The sequence below is a fragment of the Bacillus sp. RC240 genome (genome assembly GCF_044907945.1).
Lineage (GTDB): Bacteria > Bacillota > Bacilli > Bacillales > Bacillaceae_G > Bacillus_A > Bacillus_A mycoides.
Genome location: NZ_JBIYCT010000001.1, coordinates 102813 through 119160 on the forward strand (window position 1 = coordinate 102813; position 16348 = coordinate 119160).

At 36.2% G+C, this 16348-nt stretch carries 15 protein-coding genes and 1 pseudogene; 11 read left to right on the forward strand and 5 right to left on the reverse strand.

Going from position 1 to position 16348, the window contains the following annotated elements; all coding sequences use genetic code 11:
* Positions 1–135 precede the first annotated feature (135 nt).
* The 4 genes from ABH955_RS00535 to ABH955_RS00550 all read left to right on the forward strand — a co-directional run bounded on the left by ABH955_RS00535 (position 136) and on the right by ABH955_RS00550 (position 5067).
* Positions 136–1749: a long-chain fatty acid--CoA ligase gene (locus ABH955_RS00535; RefSeq protein WP_016096349.1), complete on the forward strand. Its 1614-nt coding sequence runs from the start codon at positions 136–138 to the stop codon at positions 1747–1749.
* Between the two features lie 123 nt (positions 1750–1872).
* On the forward strand, positions 1873–2448 hold the full coding sequence (locus tag ABH955_RS00540; protein WP_404456559.1) for a biotin transporter BioY: 576 nt from the start codon (positions 1873–1875) through the stop codon (positions 2446–2448).
* Between the two features lie 65 nt (positions 2449–2513).
* A complete protein-coding gene (locus tag ABH955_RS00545; protein WP_404456561.1) occupies positions 2514–3977 on the forward strand; it encodes an acyl-CoA synthetase in 1464 nt (487 codons plus the stop codon).
* Positions 3970–5067, forward strand: coding sequence for an acetyl-CoA C-acyltransferase (locus ABH955_RS00550; protein WP_404456563.1), 1098 nt, complete (start codon positions 3970–3972; stop codon positions 5065–5067). The genes ABH955_RS00545 and ABH955_RS00550 overlap by 8 nt, the downstream gene beginning before the upstream one ends.
* A gap of 8 nt (positions 5068–5075) precedes the next feature.
* Here the strand turns inward: ABH955_RS00550 and ABH955_RS00555 are convergent, their stop codons facing one another.
* Entirely contained in the window at positions 5076–5657 is a 582-nt protein-coding gene (locus ABH955_RS00555; protein WP_404456565.1) for a DUF6434 domain-containing protein, read from the reverse strand.
* A gap of 104 nt (positions 5658–5761) precedes the next feature.
* Between ABH955_RS00555 and ABH955_RS00560 the strand changes: the two are divergent.
* A pseudogene (locus tag ABH955_RS00560) lies at positions 5762–6204 on the forward strand (NUDIX hydrolase).
* A 234-nt stretch (positions 6205–6438) separates the two neighbouring features.
* Here ABH955_RS00560 and ABH955_RS00565 read toward each other — a convergent pair.
* Entirely contained in the window at positions 6439–7641 is a 1203-nt protein-coding gene (locus tag ABH955_RS00565; RefSeq protein ID WP_404456567.1) for an alanyl-tRNA editing protein, read from the reverse strand.
* 133 nt (positions 7642–7774) lie between these two features.
* Here ABH955_RS00565 and ABH955_RS00570 point away from each other — a divergent pair, with 133 nt between their 5' ends.
* Both ABH955_RS00570 and ABH955_RS00575 read left to right on the forward strand, forming a co-directional pair.
* A complete protein-coding gene (locus ABH955_RS00570) occupies positions 7775–8167 on the forward strand; it encodes a hypothetical protein (protein WP_002137716.1) in 393 nt (130 codons plus the stop codon).
* Positions 8168–8251: 84 nt separating this feature from the next.
* Positions 8252–9490, forward strand: coding sequence for an MDR family MFS transporter (locus ABH955_RS00575; RefSeq protein WP_002014277.1), 1239 nt, complete (start codon positions 8252–8254; stop codon positions 9488–9490).
* 58 nt (positions 9491–9548) lie between these two features.
* On the opposite strand, the gene ABH955_RS00580 is transcribed toward ABH955_RS00575, so the two are convergent.
* Positions 9549–9929 carry an Hsp20/alpha crystallin family protein gene (locus ABH955_RS00580; protein WP_002014278.1) on the reverse strand — a complete coding sequence of 127 codons (381 nt, stop codon included), beginning with the start codon at positions 9927–9929 and terminating at the stop codon, positions 9549–9551.
* A gap of 125 nt (positions 9930–10054) precedes the next feature.
* A complete protein-coding gene (locus tag ABH955_RS00585) occupies positions 10055–10198 on the reverse strand; it encodes a small acid-soluble spore protein P (RefSeq protein WP_002014281.1) in 144 nt (47 codons plus the stop codon).
* Between the two features lie 121 nt (positions 10199–10319).
* Between ABH955_RS00585 and ABH955_RS00590 the strand changes: the two genes are divergently transcribed.
* Together ABH955_RS00590 and pdaB are read left to right on the forward strand one after the other, a co-directional pair.
* On the forward strand, positions 10320–10583 hold the full coding sequence (locus ABH955_RS00590) for a hypothetical protein (RefSeq protein ID WP_002014282.1): 264 nt from the start codon (positions 10320–10322) through the stop codon (positions 10581–10583).
* Between the two features lie 45 nt (positions 10584–10628).
* Positions 10629–11354 (forward strand): polysaccharide deacetylase family sporulation protein PdaB, encoded by a 726-nt coding sequence (pdaB, locus tag ABH955_RS00595; protein ID WP_404456570.1) that lies wholly within the window; start codon positions 10629–10631, stop codon positions 11352–11354.
* Between the two features lie 37 nt (positions 11355–11391).
* Here the strand turns inward: pdaB and sspO are convergent, their stop codons facing one another.
* A complete protein-coding gene (gene sspO, locus ABH955_RS00600) occupies positions 11392–11541 on the reverse strand; it encodes an acid-soluble spore protein SspO (protein WP_000518057.1) in 150 nt (49 codons plus the stop codon).
* Between the two features lie 279 nt (positions 11542–11820).
* Between sspO and acnA the strand changes: the two genes are divergently transcribed.
* Together acnA and ABH955_RS00610 are read left to right on the forward strand one after the other, a co-directional pair.
* Entirely contained in the window at positions 11821–14544 is a 2724-nt protein-coding gene (acnA, locus tag ABH955_RS00605) for an aconitate hydratase AcnA (protein WP_404456572.1), read from the forward strand.
* A 66-nt stretch (positions 14545–14610) separates the two neighbouring features.
* Entirely contained in the window at positions 14611–16326 is a 1716-nt protein-coding gene (locus ABH955_RS00610; RefSeq protein WP_404456574.1) for an ABC transporter ATP-binding protein, read from the forward strand.
* Positions 16327–16348 lie beyond the last annotated feature (22 nt).

The following is a 16348-nucleotide window of genomic DNA, read 5'->3' on the forward strand; positions in this document are numbered from 1 at the left end:
AGATTCTCTCCTAGTATTTTCTGAATTATTTCCAAAGAAATAATTCAGAAAATACAGAAAAAATATCGTAATTTTTTGTAGAAGTCTGTTATAATGAACAAAATGAAAACGCTTTAAAGGGAGGATGTAAACAATATGATGATGAATGTACCTCTAACGATTAGTTCTATGATGGAAAGGGCAGAAAAACTATTCCCAAAGAAAGAAATCATTTCACGGACGCATGATACAGTTACGACCTTAACGTATAAGCAGCTAGGGGAAAGGACACGAAGGCTTTCCAGTGCGTTAAAAAAGCTTGGGATTAAAGAAGGCGAGCGCATAGGAACGTTAGCATGGAATCATCATCGACATGTGGAAGCATATTTTGCTATTCCAGGTATTGCTTCCGTTTTACACACAATTAATATTCGTTTATCTCCTCAACATATTTCATACATTATTCAACATGCAGAAGATCGAATTTTACTTATTGATGAAGATCTCGTACCACTTGTTGAAAATATTCAATCACAATTATCAACCGTACAAGCCTACATTATTATGACTGATAAAGACGAACTTCCAAAAACTACACTGCAGCCTGTATATCATTATGAAAAGCTATTAGAAGAAGGCGATTCCAATTTCCAATTTGTAAAAGATATTGATGAAAATACACCTGCTGGTATGTGTTATACGTCAGCGACTACAGGGAATCCAAAAGGTGTTGTTTATACACATCGTAGTACAGTTCTGCACTGTATGGCACTTGGTTTAGCAGATACGACAGCTTTATCAGAAAGTGATGCGGCAATGGCTATTGTACCAATGTTTCATGTGAATGCTTGGGGACTTCCTTTTGCAGCCACTTGGTTTGGAACTAAACAAGTTCTTCCAGGACCGATGTTTACTCCGAAAATTTTATTAGAAATGATTCAAGCTGAAAAAGTAACGATAGCAGCAGGTGTGCCGACAATTTGGCTCGGTGTTTTACAAGAGTTAGAAAATAATAGTTATGATTTATCTAGTATAACGAGATTACTATGCGGAGGCGCAGCTGCACCGAAAAGCGTTATTAAAGCGTTTGAGCAAAAATATAATGTTCCTTTCGTACATGCATATGGCATGACTGAAACGAGTCCACTCGTAACGCTTGCACGTCTAAAAAGCTATGAAACAGATTTGGCGTATGAAGAACAACTTGAGATAAGATCGAAGCAAGGATATCTTGTCCCTGGTGTAGAGATGAAAGTAGTCGGTACAAATGGTGAAGTGAAGTGGGATGGTACGGAGATGGGAGAACTATGTTTACGAGCGCCATGGATCGCTGCAAGCTATTATAACGATGAACGTACTGTCGAAGGTTTTCGTGATGGTTGGTTATATACAGGAGATGTCGTTACGGTTGACGAGGAAGGGTGCGTAAAGATTGTTGATCGTACGAAGGATGTTATTAAAAGCGGGGGAGAATGGATTTCCTCAGTTGACCTTGAAAATGCTCTAATGGCACATGACGCTATATTTGAAGCGGCTGTCGTTGCAATTCCACACCCGCAGTGGCAAGAGCGCCCAGTTGCCTGCGTTGTTCAAAAGAAAAATAGCACAGTTACAAAAGAAGAATTATATGAGTTTTTAAAACCACAGTTTGCGAAGTGGTGGTTACCAGACGATATTGTATTTATGGAGGAAATCCCGAAAACATCTGTTGGGAAGTTTTTAAAACAGGCGCTTAGGAAAGAACTTGAGCATTTGCATAAGGAGAAGTGATTGAATTTATATTTGTAAACTTATGTAGAAATAAGGTTGACAAAGGGTAGATAGAAAGATAATATAATTCCTATAATATGTTACCTAAAATCTAATTTAGGTTTACAAATAGGAGAAGCAAACATGAATACAAAAAACTTAGTTTTCGTCGCTTTATTTAGTTCGATTATGGGAGTGTTAGGGTTAATTCCTCCGATTGCTCTTTCTATTACACCTGTTCCTATTACACTGCAATCGCTTGGAGTCATGCTTGCAGGTGGGTTGTTAGGCTCACGGCTAGGTGCACTAAGTCAGCTTATTTTCTTACTTATTGTAGGAGTTGGAGCACCACTACTTGCAGGTGGACGCGGGGGGCCTGGCGTATTTGTTGGGCCAAGTGCAGGATATTTACTTGGTTATATTGCAGGAGCATTTGTAATTGGTTATTTAATTGAACGTTTACGTGAAGTTTCTATTATAAAAGTATTATGTATTAATATAATTGGTGGTATTTTCGTAGTTTATGTATTTGGTATCATTGTACAAGCTTTCGTAATGGATATTTCCGTATGGGAAACGATGAAAGTGAGTGTTGTATTTTTACCAGGTGATTGCATAAAAGCGATTATAGCAGCAGTTCTCGTGACAAGATTACATCGCTCATTGAAACATATTATTACGCCTGCTTTGAAGAATAAAAAAATTACAAATGTAGGATAAGAAAAAGGAGAAACACGTTACGTGCGTGTTTCTTTTTATTATTTTGTAAAGAAAGGATGTCTAATATGGGGATTACAAAAGAATACAAAAAATATGCCTCTTTACAACCGAATAAAATAGCGATTAAAGAAAATGATAGAGTGTTAACCTATAAAGATTGGTACGATTCAGTTTGTAAAGTAGCAAACTGGTTGAATGAAAAAGAATCGAAGAATAAAACAGTAGTAATTGTATTAGAAAATTGTACTGAGTTTTTACAAATATTTGCGGGTTCCGCAATGGCTGGATGGGTTTGTGTGCCGCTAGATATAAAATGGAAACGAGATGAACTTAAAGAAAGAATAGCGATTAGTAAACCGGATATTATTGTGGCGGAGCAGTATAGGCTTAGTGATATATCCTGCGAAGAAGGAAGGGTTATTGAGATTGAAGAATGGAAAGAAATGATTGAGAACTATCTTCCTACATATCATCCTGTAGAAAATGTACAAAACGCTTCTTTTTATATGGGATTTACATCAGGATCGACTGGAAAAGCAAAAGCATTTTTACGTGCTCAACAGTCATGGGTACATAGTTTTGATTGCAATGTACATGATTTTTATATGAAAAATACAGATTCTATTTTAATAGCTGGGACGCTTGTTCATTCTTTATTCTTATATGGAGCAATAAGTGCCTTATATTTGGGACAAACGGTACATATAATGAGAAAGTTTGTACCAGTTCAAGTGCTATCTAGTATAAAGATAGAGAATATTTCTGTAATGTATACAGTCCCTACAATGCTTGAGTCATTGTATAAAGAAAATAAAGTAATTGAAAGTGAAATGAAAATTATTTCATCAGGAGCGAAATGGGAAGCTGAAGCAAAAGAAAAGATGAAAAATGTGTTTCCTTATGCAAAAAGATATGAGTTTTATGGTGCGTCTGAGCTAAGCTTTGTAACGGCATTGGTTGATGAAGAGAGTGAAAGAAAACCGAATTCAGTAGGGAAACCTTGTCATAATGTACAAGTTCGAATATGTAATGAAGCAGGAGAAGAAGTACAAGCAGGCGAGGTAGGAACTGTTTATGTAAAAAGTGATCAGTTTTTTATGGGCTATGTATCGAATGGAGCTATAATCCCGCAATTGTCCAAGGGTGGTTGGATGACAGTGCAGGATGTGGGCTACCAAGATGAAGAAGGCTTTATATATATTGTTGGTAGAGAGAAGAACATGATTTTATTTGGAGGAATCAATATTTATCCAGAAGAGATAGAAAGTTTGCTATATACGCATCCAGCTGTTGAAGAAATTGTTGTTGTCGGTATAAAAGATAGTTATTGGGGTGAAAAACCTGTCGCTATCGTAAAAGGAAGTGCTACGAAGCAACAATTAAAGAGCTTTTGCCTACAACGATTATCCTCTTTTAAAATACCGAAAGAATGGCATTTTGTAGATGACATCCCTTATACAAGTAGCGGGAAAATAGCTCGCAATGCAGCAAAAAGTATCATTGGAAATCAGGAGAAGATATATGAATAGAGCGGTTATTGTAGAAGCGAAAAGAACGCCTATTGGCAAGAAGAATGGGATGTTGAAAGATTATGAAGTTCAGCAATTACTAGCGCCGCTTCTTATGTTTCTAAGTAAAGGGATTGAGAGAGAAATAGATGATGTCATCTTAGGAAATGTCGTTGGACCAGGAGGGAATATCGCAAGGTTGTCTGCTTTAGAAGCAGGGCTCAGTTATCATATACCTGGTGTAACGATTGATCGGCAATGCGGTGCTGGATTAGAAGCAATTCGCACTGCATGTCATCTTATTCAAGGTGGGGCTGGCAATTGCTATATCGCTGGGGGAGTAGAGAGTACAAGTACGTCACCTTTTCAAAATAGAGCGCGGTTTTCGCCTGAAAAAATTGGGGATCCGGATATGGGATTAGCGGCTGAGTATGTTGCAGAGCATTATAACATAACGAAAGAGATGCAAGATGAATATGCTTGTCTTAGCTATAAAAGAACGCTGCAAGCATTAAAAAAAGGATATATACAAGAAGAGATATTACCTCATTATTTTAATGGATTATTAGATGAATCTATTAAGCGAGAAATGAATTATGAAAGAATGATTAAGAGAACGAAACCTGTATTTTTACAAAATGGAACGGTAACAGCAGGGAATTCGTGTGGTGTAAACGATGGAGCATGTGCTGTTCTTGTAATGGAAGAGGCGCAAGCCCGAAAATTAGGATACAAGCCTGTTCTTCGTTTCGTTCGTAGTGCTGTAGTTGGAGTGGATCCGAATCTTCCGGGAACTGGTCCGATATTTGCCGTGCAAAAACTACTTAGAGAAATGGATTTAGTGATAGAAGATATTGATTGTATTGAGATGAATGAAGCGTTCGCTGCTAAAGTTGTTGCATGTGCGCAAACGTTACAAATCCCGTATGAAAAATTAAATGTAAATGGCGGTGCAATTGCACTTGGTCATCCGTACGGTGCGTCTGGAGCTATGCTTGTAACGCGCTTGTTTTATCAGGCGCAAAGAGAACGTATGAAACATGGAATTGTGACATTAGGAATTGGTGGGGGAATTGGGCTTGCTCTTTTATTTGAAAAAGTAGAAGACTAGCAAGTTAATTAGTTTTCTACTTTTTGAGGAATATAAGCGTTGCTACCAGGCTTTGCTTTTATTTCATCCCAAGCAGCGATAGCATCAGCTTTTGATTTTCCTTTGTTATATGGGTCTTCAAAAAAAGCGCGCGTAAAACGATTGTATTCAAATTGTGTACCGATAGTTGTTTTGTATGTAGGATCTTTTTTTCGTTTGTTTTCTTCATGCCAAAACATTATCGCGTTTTCATATGTTTTTCCGATATTCTCTTTAAAAAACTTTTGAAGGGCTACTGTAAAGCGGAAGTTTGCTCCAATTTTTTCTTTGAAAAAAGCACGCACATCTTCACTACAACGATGATTTTCGGTAATGATTGTTTGTAAAGAAAGTTCTTTATGGGAAACGGCTGTTTTACTCACTTTTTGATGAAAACTGTTTTGTAATACTTTACCCGTAGTTAAATAATGTGAGATACGCCCGCTTATTTCGATCTTAGAGCCACTAGTTGGTAAATCATGATCACGACAAAATGTTTGCAGTTCTGTTTTTAACCAATAATAGTTTTTGAAATCTTCAAGAGATATAGACTTTGTTAAAGGTGGGCGCATGAATATAACAACTTCTTTCTTCCATAATTTCCTTTAATTATAAAACGTACGTTCTTTTTATGGAAGGATTAATTTGTAAATTTAATAGGAAGAAGAGGGAGATTATGACTGATTTAATGCAAGTTCGTGTTACGGGAATTTTAATTGAAGATGAAAAGGTGTGCTAGTACAACAAAACGTTGCTAATCGGAATTGGTCTTTACCTGGGGGAAGGGTAGAGGATGGTGAAACGTTAGAAGAAGCAATGATTCGAGAAATGAAAGAAGAAACAGGGTTAGAAGTTAAAATTAAGAAGCTACTCTACGTTTGTGACAGACCAGATGCTAGCCCATCTTTATTACATATTACATTTTTACTTGAAAAGGTAGAAGGTGAAATTACGCTTCCTTCTAACGAGTTTGATCATAATCCGATTCATGATGTACAAATGGTAGCGATAGAAGAATTAAGTAGTTATGGTTTTTCTGAGAGGTTCATTAAACTTGCATCTGAAAAGTTCTTGAACGCAGGAAGTTATCAAGGATTAAAACAAAATATTGGTTTGTAAACATAGGAGGAGGCTGTTATTGTGCAGCAGTCTCCTCTTACTCTATAAGTTGTATTTATATTCGTATTTTGTCGGTAAATCGATATTTCTTATATAAGCGTTGATATATTGCGAGTTGTGATAGATATATTTGCAGAATCGTTCATATAATTTCATTTACTGTACTACTGTGCACGAAACAGAAAAAAGAAGTGGATGTCACACAGTTCAATGACATCCACTTCATAAAATAATCTACACTGCAGATTGTAAAGAAGAAACAAGTTGATTTAAAAACTCGTCCCCAGTCATAATTGCTTTTCCACCGCCGCGAGCACTTTTTTTATTTCCGCCACCTTTTCCTTCAATAGAAGGAAGGGCATCTTTTAAAAGAGCATTCATATCGAGTATCACTGCTTTACCACAAGCAAGAATACATTGTAATTTTTCCCCATTTTCAATAACGAAATATGTAATTGCGTGTTCTTTTTGTTCTGTAATAATAGCGGATAGTTTTGCGATTTCTTGCATGGAACGATTTGTAAATACTTTAGAAATGAGTATTCCAGCGTATATTTCTGCAGGTTGTTGTAATAGTTCATTTGCCTCTGCAAATAATAATTTTTCATTCATTGCTTGTACTGCTTTTTCGTTTTCTTTTTGGGAGTTAAGAAGCTGTGCCACTTTTACTGGAATATCAGTTTCGCTACTGTTCAATTGCTTAGAAACATCTGTTAATATTTGTTGATGTTGTCCCATTAATTTAAGAGAACGCCAACCAGCAATAAATGTTAAGCGTATACCACCTTTATTGCGCTCCCATCCTAGTACTTGAATAGGACCTACTTCACCTGTATGCTTCGGATGTGTTCCACCACAACCGTTATAATCATAGTTTTCGATAATAACAACGCGTATATTTTCTGTCAAAGTTGGTTCTTTGCGAAGGGGTAATGCTTTGGCCTCTTCTAAGTTCATCCATTCAATACGAATAGGGTGGTTTTCAAAAACAATTTGATTAGCAATTTGTGCAGCCTTCTCAATCGTTTCTGTAGGCAGGTTTGCCGTTTCTAAATCAATTGTTACCGTTTCTTTTCCAAGATGGAATCCGATCGTCGGTATGTTAAAATGATCCCAAAAAGCAGCGGATAAAATGTGCTGAGCTGTATGTTGCTGCATATGATCAAAACGGCGCTCCCAATCTATTTTACCCTCTACTTCTTCTGTATGTAATTGTTCTATTATGAAATGACGAATTTCTCCATTTACTTCTTGAACGTTACTTACCGGAATACCATTTAAGGTTCCAGTGTCGTGTGGTTGCCCGCCGCCTGCTGGATAAAATGCAGTTTCATTTAAGACAACATATAAGTTTCCTTCTGTATCATGCTCTTGTTTTATAACTTTAGTTGTAAAGGTTTGCTGATAAGCATCGATGTAATATAATTTTTTCTCCAATTTTCTTTCCCCTTTCGTGTTAGCTAGTTTCATTGTAAAGCAATTGAAATTAGTTTCCTAATATTTCAGAAGAAAGAAACTTTTTTTAGAATTTTCTTGCTATAATAAGAAGAAAATGCGGGGGGGAATGAAAATGCCATATGAAAACGGCGTAGATAAATTGCTTAGTTTAAGCAGAAATATTTCCGAATTATATCGAGAATTAAATGAGATGACCCGGATTTTAACGGATTGTAATCGAGAAAGTGTGAAATTTGATCGGTTATATGTAAAGGAGTTACTTTGGAAAAAAGAAGATGTCATAGAGAAGTATGAACAATTACTCGTCCAGCTTTGTATTAATGAATGCTTTGATTTAAAAAGTGTAATTACTGGCGAATATAAGTATACATATGAAGAAGTAGAAAGCATTGTTTTAGAATTTAATGAAAAGTATAACGTAGCTATTTTGATTAAAGATGTTTGTAAAGAACTACAGTTTACATATGGAATTGATATGGAAATAACGAGAACAGCTCGGGTATAAACATCTCAAGTATAGAAAAAGGAAAAAGAAAGCAGATCCTTTGCTTTCTTTTTTTATGTAGGAAAAGGGAGAGTAGGTTTAAAGATGAAGGGGAAGTTACAAAATATTCATCCACTTGGAATGAGTATCATTATAGGGACATTATTTGCTAGGTTTGCAACTTCAATGAGCATTCCTTTTTTAGCGATTTATTTAACGACTGTTAAAGACGTATCGGCTGGAATGACCGGTGCTATCATTGGAACGAGTGCGCTTGTTGGAGTGTTTGCTAGTTTTATTGGGGGCAATTTATCTGATCGATTTGGTCGAAAGATGATTATAATATGGTCCATGATTGTTTGGGTGTTTGTATTTATAGGATTTTCAGTTGCAGAGCATGTTTTGAGTTTCTTTCTATTAAACGCTTTGAATGGCTTATGTCGTTCTTTTTTTGAACCGACATCAAGAGCTTTATTATCAGATTTAACGAAACCAGAGTATCGTTTACTCGTATATAATTTGCGTTACGGTGCAATAAATGTTGGAGTAGCGATGGGTCCACTTGTTGGATTACAGATTGGAAGTGCAAAATCAACGATTCCTTTTTTAGTAGCCGCTGGAGTGTACATTTTATATACAGTTATATTAGCGTTTCAATTTAAGAAATATCCACTTGATAAAAAGAAAGTAGCTACAGAAAATCCGGTCACAATGTTAAGTGCGGTTCGGATTTTGCGAAAAGACATAGTATTTTTAGTTGCTTTAGTCGGAATCATTTTGAGTAATAGTGGTTTTTCACATTTAACGACGACACTATCTCAATATTTTGCAAACGCACATATATTTCAAGATGGAGTAAAGTTGTTCTCATATATGCTAACTTTAAATGCGATTACAGTAGTAGTTATTCAATACCCTGTTATTCAAATGTGTAAAAAGTATACGCCGTTAGCATCTATTATGGTTGGAACGTTATTTGTGAGCGGGGGATTGTTTGGATTTGGACTAGTAGAATCTATGTTAGGGGCTGCTATATGTACAATTATTTTTACATTCGGAGAAGTATTAATGTTTTCAATGACAGATGTATTTATTGATGAGATAGCTGTTCCACATTTGAAAGGGACATATTTTGGAGCTATGGGATTTTCAGGAATTGGAGTAGTAATTGGTCCTTGGTTTGGCGGGATACTTCTCGATCATTATGGATATCAAAATGGCTTTATAGTATTTTTAATATTAGCTATATTTTCAAGCATAGCGTTCCCAGTTCTTTTAGTGACAAAAGGTTTAATGAAAAAAAGATATATTAGAAATTCTAAAATAGAAATACATGCGAAATAACATGAGCCCGAGCAAACTAAAAGGTTGCTCGGGCTCATGTTTGTGTTTATAGTAATCCTTAATTTGAAAAAAGAACTTTCTTTTCATGCTTATTGGCAACTTCGTTTTTGGAAATATGAATGGCTAAACATCCATTCTCTAAACAGGCTAGCATCTTGTTATAAATGATATTAGTAGGTAAAGGAACAATCCGCTGTAAAGAAGTGTTTTTATAAAGTATACAAATGTTTAGGCCTGTCTCCATCTTTTTAATGAGTACATTTTGTGCAGTTGCATTTGGTACATCTGTTTCCAAAATGTATTCTTGTTCTGTTTCACAAAGGTCAATATGAATTTGATTTGGAAAACTAAAGTTGCTACAAGAATCAGAACAAAATTGATCCATCCATTCTTCGAAACCATCAACATGAAAAAGACAATCCTTCTTTTTCTTGCCCATGAAAGACACCCTCCGTAAAATCTCAATTCATACTATGTTATGCATGAATGAAATAGAGGTGAAGAACAAATAGAAAAATATAAACATTTTATGTGAAAGATACAGTGTGTGTGAATGCTTTTGCTTTACATATCATGATGTGCATGATTTTTTTGACGTGAATGATTACGATTTTTAACTTTGTGAGATCCACTTAAAGGTTCGGGCTGTCCAGAAGATTGCCCTTTTTTCTCGTTTTGACGATTAGATTGATTATTGTTTTTACCCATTGTATTTTACACCTCCTCTCCCTATTTAGAATGAGAGAAGTTTGCGAATTTATACGAGAATGTTTTTTGAGAAACGGGTAAAGATAAGTAGGACTAACTCATATAGGAAGGGGAAAGTGTTATGCCATATCATAAAGATAAGCAACAGGCTTTTCAGGCCGCGCAGCAAGGGGTTGTTCAAGCGGAAAATATATTCAATAATATTGTGAAAAATGACCCGAATTACGGCCATGATTTAAAAGAGTTACGCCAAGAAGTGCAAGAGGCGTACGAACAAATTCAAAATGCACTTGAAGTAGCATCAGAAACGCAGCGTCCACAACTTGAGCAATATGAAAGTAATCTCCAAAATATTATGCGAAATGTAGATCAAATAGAAAAGTGAAAAGGTTGTTGTGAATTCAACAATCTCATTACTTTTAGTGCTACTATGCTGAAACGAAAAATTATTCTATCAATTTTTTCTTTAATTTGTGCAGTACATATATTTCAAGTGGACAAAGTGGAAGCTAAAATGTTGTTAAGAAAAGAGCTAGAGCCAACTGGCTATGTAACATGGGAAGTACCAAATAATGAAAAAATTATCGCAATTACATTTGATGATGGACCGGACCCAACTTATACACCGCAAGTATTAGAGTTATTACGTCAATATAAAGCGGAAGCGACTTTTTTTATGATTGGCTTTCGAGTTCAGCGTAATCCGTACTTAGTAAAGCGAGTGTTGAAAGAAGGGCATGAAATCGGAAATCATACGATGAATCATTTGTATGCGAGTAATTCATCAGATGAAAAATTAGAACATGATATTTTAAATGGAAAGAAATATTTTGAAAAATGGGTGAAAGAACCTTTATTGTTCCGTCCGCCAGGTGGATATATTAATGATGCTGTATTTACTACGGCAAAAAAAGCTGGGTATCAAATTGTTCTATGGTCATGGCATCAAGACCCTCGTGATTGGGCGAATCCAGGTACAGAATCCATAGTAAATCATGTTGTGAAAAATGCTAAAAGTGGAGATATTGTACTGTTGCACGATGGAGGAAGTGATCGTAGTCAAACAGTGGCGGCATTAGCAAAAATTTTACCTGAGCTGAAAAAGCAGGGTTATCGATTTGTAACAGTTTCGGAGTTGTTACGTTATAAACATTAGAGAAAATCCCAAAAGGTATACCTTTTGGGATTTTTCGTTACTGATTCTTTTTTCGTTTTTTATTATTTTGTCGCTCTGCCGGAGTTAAAGGTTCATTTGCGAACTCTTCGTTATAACCAGTTCCTTGTCCTTGTGCGGATGCAGCATTCATTCCTGAAATAGTATGATTTGCTTTTCGTTTACCCATTTTTTCTCACCTCTATAATATTTTTTATAGATAAATCATGAGTTGTTCATAACATATATGAACGTAAAGTAGAGTGCTTTACTTTACAATAATAGTATTTATAAGGAGCATGGACACTATTCAAATTTAGAAAGATAAAGAAAACTTATTATAATCCATAAGTTTCTTATTATTTACTTATTTAGAAAGTTGTAATAAGATATTATCGTAAGGTATTGAAAAGTTTGTCTACATTTTATATTCAGACAAATTAGTCACGTTTAACAGGGGGGAAACATAATGGTCAAACATAATCCATTTCAATCACGTGCAACTTTTGAACTAGATGGAAAGACGTATCATTATTATCAATTGAAAGCGCTTGAAAACGCAGGGGTTGGCAACGTATCTCAATTACCATATTCCGTGAAAGTTTTACTTGAATCTGTACTTCGTCAAGTAGACGGACGCGTAATTACAGAAGAACACGTTACAAATTTAGCGAAATGGGGAACGAAAGATGTTCAAGATATCGATGTTCCGTTTAAACCATCTCGCGTAATCTTACAAGACTTCACAGGTGTTCCAGCTGTTGTAGATTTGGCTTCGCTTCGTAAAGCAATGGCAGACATGGGTGGGGATCCTGACAAAATTAATCCTGAAATTACTGTAGACCTTGTAATTGACCACTCTGTACAGGTTGATAGAGCGGGTACGGCAGACTCGCTTGCATTCAACATGGACTTAGAGTTTAAACGTAATGAAGAACGTTATAAATTTTTAAGCTGGGCACAGAAATCATTTGATAACTACCGTGCAGTTCCACCAGCAACAGGTATTGTACACCAAGTAAATCTTGAATATTTAGCACCGGTTGTTCATGCGGTGAAAAATGCTGAAGGTGACTTAGTTGCATACCCAGATTCATTAGTTGGAACAGACTCACATACAACAATGATTAATGGTATCGGTGTTCTTGGATGGGGCGTTGGTGGTATTGAAGCAGAAGCAGGAATGCTTGGACAGCCTTCATATTTCCCAGTACCTGAAGTAATCGGTGTGAAATTAACTGGTACACTTCCAAGTGGTACAACAGCAACTGACGTTGCATTAAAAGTAACACAAGTGTTACGTCAAAAAGGTGTAGTTGGTAAATTTGTTGAGTTCTTCGGTAATGGACTAAAGAGCATGCCTTTAGCTGACCGCGCAACAATTTCAAATATGGCACCAGAATACGGTGCAACTTGTGGATTCTTCCCAATCGACGACATTTCATTAGAATACTTACGTTTAACAGGTAGAGATGAAGAGCAAATTCGCGTTGTTGAAGAATATTGTAAAGCAAACGGTTTATTCTATACAGCAGATAGTAAAGATCCAATCTATACTGATCTTGTTGAAATTGATTTAAATACAATCGAATCTAACCTTTCTGGACCGAAACGTCCGCAAGATTTAATCCCGCTTTCAGATATGAAAGAGGAGTTCCATAAAGCTGTTGTAGCACCAGTTGGAACACAAGGACTTGGATTCAATGAGCAAGAGTTTGATAAAGAAGTGAAAGTTACATTGAAAGATCAAGAAGTAACGATGAAAACAGGTGGAATTGCAATCGCTGCAATTACAAGCTGTACAAATACGTCAAATCCGTACGTGTTAATTGGAGCAGGGTTAGTTGCGAAGAAAGCAATTGAAAAAGGACTTAAAGTACCTGGTTACGTAAAAACATCGTTAGCACCAGGATCTAAAGTTGTTACAGAGTACTTAGATAAGTCTGGTTTAACAACGTATTTAGATCAATTAGGTTTCCAAACAGTTGGTTACGGCTGTACGACTTGTATCGGTAACTCTGGTCCATTAGCAGAGGAATTAGAAGAAGCAATCGCAGCAAATGATTTATTAGTAACATCTGTTCTATCTGGTAACCGTAACTTTGAAGGTCGTATTCATCCACTTGTAAAAGCAAACTACTTAGCATCACCACCACTTGTTGTGGCATATGCACTTGCAGGTACTGTTGATATTGACCTGAAAAATGATGAAATCGGTAAAGATGTAAATGGTAATGCTGTTTACTTTAATGATATTTGGCCATCAGCTAAAGAAATTGAAGATGTAGTTCAAAGTGTTGTTACATCTGAATTGTTCAAAAAAGAATATGCACAAGTATTTAACAGCAATGAGCGCTGGAATGAAATCCAAACTTCAAATGAAGCTTTATATACTTGGGATAATGATTCAACATACATTCAAAACCCACCGTTCTTCGAAGGATTATCTAAAGAGCCAGGTGAAGTTGAAACGTTATCAGGTTTACGCATAGTTGGTAAATTTGGTGATTCTGTAACAACAGACCACATTTCACCAGCAGGTTCAATTGGTAAGCACACGCCAGCTGGACGTTATTTACTAGAAAACGGCGTACAACCAGTCGACTTTAACTCTTACGGTTCTCGTCGTGGTAACCATGAAGTTATGATGCGTGGTACATTTGCAAACATCCGTATTAAAAACCAAATCGCACCAGGAACAGAAGGCGGATATACAACATATTGGCCAACTGGTGAAGTAACATCTATCTATGATGCTGCGATGAAATATAAAGAAGATGGCACAGGCCTTCTAGTTGTTGCTGGTAAAGACTACGGTATGGGAAGTTCTCGTGACTGGGCTGCGAAAGGTACAAACTTATTAGGTATTAAAGCAGTAATCGCAGAAAGCTTCGAGCGTATTCACCGCAGTAACTTAGTGTTAATGGGCGTATTACCATTACAATTTAAAGATGGCGACAGTGCTGAAACATTAGGTCTTGTTGGTGACGAGTCATTTGAAATTCAAATTGACAAAACGGTTAGACCACGTGATCTTGTAAAAGTAGTTGCAATCAATGCAGAAGGAAAAGAGAAGCAATTTGAAGTAGTAGCTCGTTTCGATAGTGAAGTTGAAATTGACTACTACCGTCACGGTGGTATCTTGCAAATGGTTCTTCGTTCGAAAATCGAAGAGTCTAAAGTATCAAACTAAATAATTGAAAATGATAAGGAAGCTAACATTTGTTAGCTTCCTTACTTTATGTACAGAGGGAAAGGGATGAAACCACTTGGTTTCATCCCTTTCCTTTTATTATGCAAAATTGGGGGAATGACAATGAATGAGTATAGAAGAATAATGTTGCCGCTGTTGCAAGAAAAGCTATTGCTAATTAGTGCGATTTGTAGCGGAATAGTAGCTGCCATTTTAAATTTATCCCGTCCGCTATTTATGGGGCTAATTGTAGATAACCTTATTCAGCGGGAGTTAAAAGGTACGTATGTATATATTGCTTTGTTTGCGGGGAGCCGCTTTTTGATGTGGGTGAACAATCTGTTATTTAATTATGTAAGCTCAAAAGTAAGTCAGCGAATATTACGAGAGAAGCGTATAGATGTATTACGTCATTTTTTCTTATTACCGTTTGAAGAAAGTGAGAAGGTAAAACAAGGGGAGTTAGAAACATTAGTCGTTTCTGATATTCCGAATTGGGTAAGGTTATATGGATCTATATTAATAGAATACATCCACGCCATTGCACAATTTATTGGTGCGTTCATAGCTCTACAACATATCGATGTACAGTTCATATGGTGGATAACCCCGTTTTTATTTTTAAGTGCAATTGTTCCAATGCTTATGGGGGGAAAAGTAAGAAATATTGCAAGTATTGCTCAAAAAAATCAATCAAGTGTTGTAGAGATGATGTCACAGTTTGTAAAAGGTATACAAGATTTACGTAGTTTACAAAAAGAAAAATGGGCAATTCATTTGTTTAAAGGAGTGACGGCACAATCTTATAAAACAGAAGTAAAGAAGACGATGATACAACATTGTATTGGGATAGTTGGAACGGTAAAAGAAACAGGAGCATATATAGTTGTTCTTATTATAGGAGCAAAAAAAATAATAAAAGGGGATATGGAAGTCGGTTCGCTTGTGGCGGTATTAGCTACAATTGAGATGTTATTTTTCCCCGTTCGTTATGCGAGTGATTTATTGATGATGACACAAGTTGCTATTGCTTCGGCAAATCGAGTTTTTGGCTTTTTAGATATACCGGCTGAATACAGAAATGTAGAAAGAGCGATGGGAATGAAATTAACAAACGTTTCATTTCAAGAGAACGGTGAAGAGAGATGTAGAATTAAAAATATACATTTGCAAATTAATCCCGGTGAACTCGTTATTATTGTGGGGGAAAGTGGTGCAGGAAAAACGACGCTTTTAAAATTAATCACGGGTTTATATAAACCATCTACTGGTAGTATTGCTTATTACGGTAATAAAGCTCGTATGACTACTATATGGCAGGAACCTCGTTTTTTTCGAACGACAGTAAAAGAGAATATGTATTTTGGGGAAGGGGTCTTAGAAAAACAGTTAGAAAAAAATATTGAACTTGTAAATGCGAAGTCAATTATCAGGAGTTTATCTAAAGGGATTCAGACTGTACTACATAAAAGCGGTGAAGAGTTTTCGGGAGGAGAGAGAAAGCGTCTTGCATTATTGCGAGCGATTGTATCAAATCCGAATCTCATTATTCTAGATGAACCGACTGCGGGATTAGATCTGAGCAATCAAGAAGTGGTTTGGAATATGCTTAAAGGGCTAGAGGAGAATGTAACGAGAATTGTGACGACACATGATGTCGAGAGGGCGATGATAGCGGATCGGATTGTTGTCATGAAGAATGGAATTATTGTGGAATGTGGGGATCCTAGAGAATTATTAAATTGTAAGTCATTGTTTAAAGAGATGCTAATAAAAAGATAAGAGCTATATAGCGCTCTTATCT